The sequence below is a fragment of the Rhizobium sp. SEMIA 4085 genome (genome assembly GCF_013004495.1).
GTDB classification, from domain to species: Bacteria; Pseudomonadota; Alphaproteobacteria; order Rhizobiales; family Rhizobiaceae; genus Rhizobium; species Rhizobium gallicum.
Window position 1 is genome coordinate 1 of record NZ_JABEPH010000442.1, and the last position, 4260, is coordinate 4260.

A 4260-nucleotide genomic window follows, 5' to 3' on the forward strand; every position below is an offset into this window, starting at 1 on the left:
ACGTAGGCTACTGCATCCGGTGCATAGGAAATTGCAAGACCTCTAGCAGGAGGACGCGCACTGAGAAGGCCCACCCCATAAGCGGCATCGAAATCGACGCTTTCATTGGTCTGCCTGCGATGATCGCTGCCGGAGGCTGGATTGCCGTGCTCGCCAACGAATACAGCAATCGTGCGACGCGCCGTATCGATCCCGGCGAATAACCCGCCGGCCACGCCCGCATAGGCACCTTCAATGTATTGACATATCGAGCGTAAAGGAGAAGGAAGGTTAACCGACCTTTTTCCTTGCGAATGAATTGACATGATAGAAACAACCGCCGAATTGGCGGCCGCCTGCAAAGAGCTGGCCACGTCCGACTTCATTACAATCGACACTGAATTCCTGCGTGAGACGACATTCTGGCCGGAGCTTTGCCTGATACAGATGGCGAGCTTGACGACGGAAGTCATCATCGACCCACTTGCTAAGGGCATAGACCTTGCACCCTTTTTCGAGTTGATGGCCAACCCGAATGTGCTGAAGGTTTTTCATGCGGCGCGCCAGGACATCGAAATCATCTTCCATCGCGGCGGGCTGATCCCGCATCCAATCTTCGACACGCAGGTCGCCGCCATGGTCTGCGGCTTCGGCGACAGCGTTTCCTATGACCAGCTCATCAGCCGGACAAAGGGCGTGCAAATCGATAAATCCTCCCGCTTCACCGACTGGAGCCGCCGGCCGCTTTCCGAAAAGCAGCTCGATTATGCGTTGGCAGACGTCACACATCTGCGCGACGCCTATATTTATCTCAAGGCCGAACTGGAGCGCGAAGGCCGCTCGTCCTGGCTCTCGGAGGAGATGGATATTCTCGAATCGCGCGAGACCTACGACATGCATCCGGATGACGCATGGCAACGTTTGAAGATGCGGCTGCGCAAACCGCAGGAACTTGCGACCGTTAAATATGTCGCGGCCTGGCGCGAGCGGGAGGCGCGATCCCGCAACGTGCCGCGTTCACGCGTATTGAAGGACGATGCGATCTACGAGATCGCCCAGCAGCAGCCGAAAGACACCGAGGCCCTGAGCCGCCTGCGCACGATCCCGAAGGGATGGGAGCGTTCTGCCGCCGGTACGGCGGTTCTCGAAGCCGTCAATGCGGCCCTTGCCCTGCCGAAAGCCGAGATGCCCCATGTGCCCCGCCACACGCAGGCGCCTGAGGGTGCTGCCGCGGCGGTGGAATTGCTCAAGGTACTGTTGAAGCTGATTTCGGAAAAACACGGCGTCGCGCCGAAAGTCATCGCCAACAGCGAAGACCTCGACAAGATTGCCGCGGACGGCGAGAAGGCGGAGGTGGCGGCACTCAGCGGTTGGCGCCGCGAATTGTTCGGTGCGCCCGCGCTGCAGCTTATCAAGGGCGAGATCGCGCTTCGTTTCGTCGGCAAGAAAGTCGATACCGTTTCGCTTTGATGGTCCTTGCCCCTTGAGCCGGCTTGCGAAATCGCTTGACCGAAGCGTCTCGCGTGGAAAAATGCGCGCCGGTGCCAACACAGGTCAGATGTCATGAAAGAGATTTCTCCAGCGCAGAACTGGCTTCTCTTAACGGCCGTGATGGCTGCAAGCGGTGTAGCCTATAGCCTGGTGATCTATCCCGATGAACCGGTCATCATCGGCGCGGTCTTTGCGGTCTTTATCGGCATGCCGATTTTGGCCTTCGAGCGGAGAGCCTTCCTGCGCCCGCTCTACCGGCGGCTCCAGAAACTTCCGACGGCGTCGTTCATCATTTCAGCTTTGCTGATTTATGAAGCCCTCATGAACATCGGCTACGCGCTGGCCGCCTCGCTGCTGTCGGCGATCGGGCTGATCAAGCCTGTGTCGCTCTTGAACATCCTTGTGATGCCGTTCAACGTCTTCATGTATGCGCTGGGGGTCTGCGCTGTCGTCATCTTCGTGTTGCGCGTGCGCGAACTGCTCGGCCGCGATGTTTTTCTCAGCATGTTTTCCGGCCGCTACCGGACCCCCGTCCAGGAAGAACGCATCTTCCTCTTTATCGACCTCGTCGATTCGACCCCTTTTGCCGAAAAGCACGGAGATCTTCGAGCGCAGCAATTGCTGAACTCGCTGTTCGCCGCTTTTGCCGAACCCGTGCGGCGGAACAAGGGGGCGATTGATGATTACGTCGGCGATTCGGCGATCATAACCTGGCCGCTCGCGCGCGGGCTGAAGGATGGCCGCTGCGTGCGCTGTATCTTCGACATCCTGAACGATATCGAAGCCGATGCGGAAAGCTGGCTGAAGCAATATGGACAGGTGCCCCGCCTGCGCGCAGCCCTCCATGGCGGCTTTGTCATCACAGCAGAAATCGGCGTCGATCACCACAAGATCACCTATTTCGGCGACACTGTGAATACAACTTCAAGGCTTGAGTCCCTTTGCAAGACACTGAACCGGCCGGTGCTGATCTCGAGCGAGCTGGCCCAGCGCCTGACGCTGCCTGAAAGGATCAGCGCGCAGGACCTGGGTGTTCATGCGCTCAAGGGCCGGGGCCAGGGACTCGGTGTCATGACGCTGGCACAGGCCCTGCCCAAGTCGGCAGCGTCACCAAAGCTTCATTCAACCTTCAATTAGTCGCCATCAATGGACTGCTAAGCGAAACCGCCATTTCATTTTACTGGAGGTTTCCATGAAAGCTGCGCTTTTCAGTTCCGTCTCCCTCTTCTTCCTCGTCGCCGCCTCCGCTTCCGCCGACCAGCAGGCTTTTCCCGCCAAGCTCGCCGGTCAGGCGATCCTGCCTGCCAACACGCTGGTTCCGGCACCCGTCGACGCGCCCGAATTCCTGAAGCACGCCGGCAAGTTCACCACCCCGGACCGCAAGCGCACTGAAGCGCTCGGCTCCGTTCCCGGCAAGGACGGACAGCGCATCACCGACATCAAGCTGCCGCTCGACGGCCAGCCTGTCCAAGGCTTTTCCGGCATCAAGACGATGGACGACGGCACGTTCTGGACGCTCTCCGACAACGGTTTCGGCACCAAGGGCAACTCCAGCGACGCCATGCTCTTCCTGCACCAGATGAAATTCGACTGGACGACCGGCAAGGCCGACGTCGTCAAGAATATCTTCCTCTCCGATCCGAACAAGATCGCGCCCTTCCCGATTACTCTCGAAGGTGCCGAAAAACGCTATCTGACCGGCGGGGATTTCGACATCGAATCCATCCAGCCGGTCGCCGACGGCTTCTGGCTCGGCGATGAGTTCGGTCCCTATCTTTTGAAAGTCGATACCGAAGGCCGGTTGACCGACGTGATCGCCACCACGGCCGATGGCAAGCTGGTGATGTCGCCCGACAACCCGCTGCTCTCGGTTCCGGCAAATCCGGCCGCCAAGATGCCTGCCTTCAACCTCAAGCGCTCCGGTGGCTTCGAAGGTCTTGCCATGTCGAAGGACGGAACCAAGCTTTACGGCCTTCTGGAAGGCGCGCTCTATCGGGATGACGGCAAGATGGAATCCGTTGACGGCCACACCGCCATCCGCGTCATCGAGTACGACGTGACCTCCAAGAAATGGACGGGCCGCAGCTGGTTCTATCCATTCGAGGACAAGGGTGCGGCGATCGGCGACTTCAACATGCTGGACGACACGACCGCCCTCGTCATCGAGCGCGATAATGGCGCCGGTACGACGGACAAGGTCTGTGCCGATCCCAAGGAGCCCAAGCCGGACTGCTTCCAAGCTCCGGCGGAGTTCAAGCGCATCTACAAAATCGAGCTCGACGACGCCAACGCCGGCAAGGGCGTGCGCAAGATCGGTTACATCGACCTGATGCGCATCGAAGACCCGGACAACAAGAAGAAACAGGGCGGCCGCGAAGGCTTCTACGACATGCCCTTCGTGACGATCGAGAATGTCGACCGCGTCGATGCCACGCATATCATCGTCGGCAACGACAACAACCTTCCCTTCTCCGCCGGCCGCGCCGTCGACAAGGCAGATGACAACGAGTTCAGCCTGCTGGAAGTGGGTGATTTTTTGAGTGCGAAATAGACAGACGCTCTTGGGGATGGAGAGGGTGGCGCGTGAGTGCTATCGTCCCCTTCCTTGCGGCTGACTGCGGATGAGGCGTTGCTCGGCAGACCGTTTTTTCGTTCTCCCGCCTCATGCCTGTGTCTGCCACGGAATCCGGTGCGCCAAAGTCCTTGAGGCGCGGGAGGCTCATTTTGATTTGCGGGAGAGTTATTCGCCGTGGCTGGATTCTGAGCACAGGAATGACGGTCTTCAAGGGG

Annotated in this window: 4 protein-coding genes; 3 read left to right on the forward strand and 1 reads right to left on the reverse strand. The window is 59.2% G+C overall.

Annotated features, from left to right (window positions below):
- Positions 1-305 (reverse strand): hypothetical protein (locus C9413_RS32870; protein WP_210263644.1); only part of this gene is annotated, 305 nt, incomplete at its 3' end.
- Between C9413_RS32870 and rnd the strand changes: the two genes are divergently transcribed.
- From rnd to C9413_RS28605, 3 genes are all read left to right on the forward strand, one after another.
- On the forward strand, positions 304-1449 hold the full coding sequence (gene rnd / locus C9413_RS28595) for a ribonuclease D (RefSeq protein ID WP_039844491.1): 1146 nt from the start codon (positions 304-306) through the stop codon (positions 1447-1449). The genes C9413_RS32870 and rnd overlap by 2 nt on opposite strands.
- 93 nt (positions 1450-1542) lie before the next feature.
- On the forward strand, positions 1543-2607 hold the full coding sequence (locus tag C9413_RS28600; RefSeq protein ID WP_039844490.1) for an adenylate/guanylate cyclase domain-containing protein: 1065 nt from the start codon (positions 1543-1545) through the stop codon (positions 2605-2607).
- Positions 2608-2662: 55 nt separating this feature from the next.
- Positions 2663-4021 (forward strand): esterase-like activity of phytase family protein, encoded by a 1359-nt coding sequence (locus C9413_RS28605; protein ID WP_170251242.1) that lies wholly within the window; start codon positions 2663-2665, stop codon positions 4019-4021.
- Positions 4022-4260: the final 239 nt, after the last annotated feature.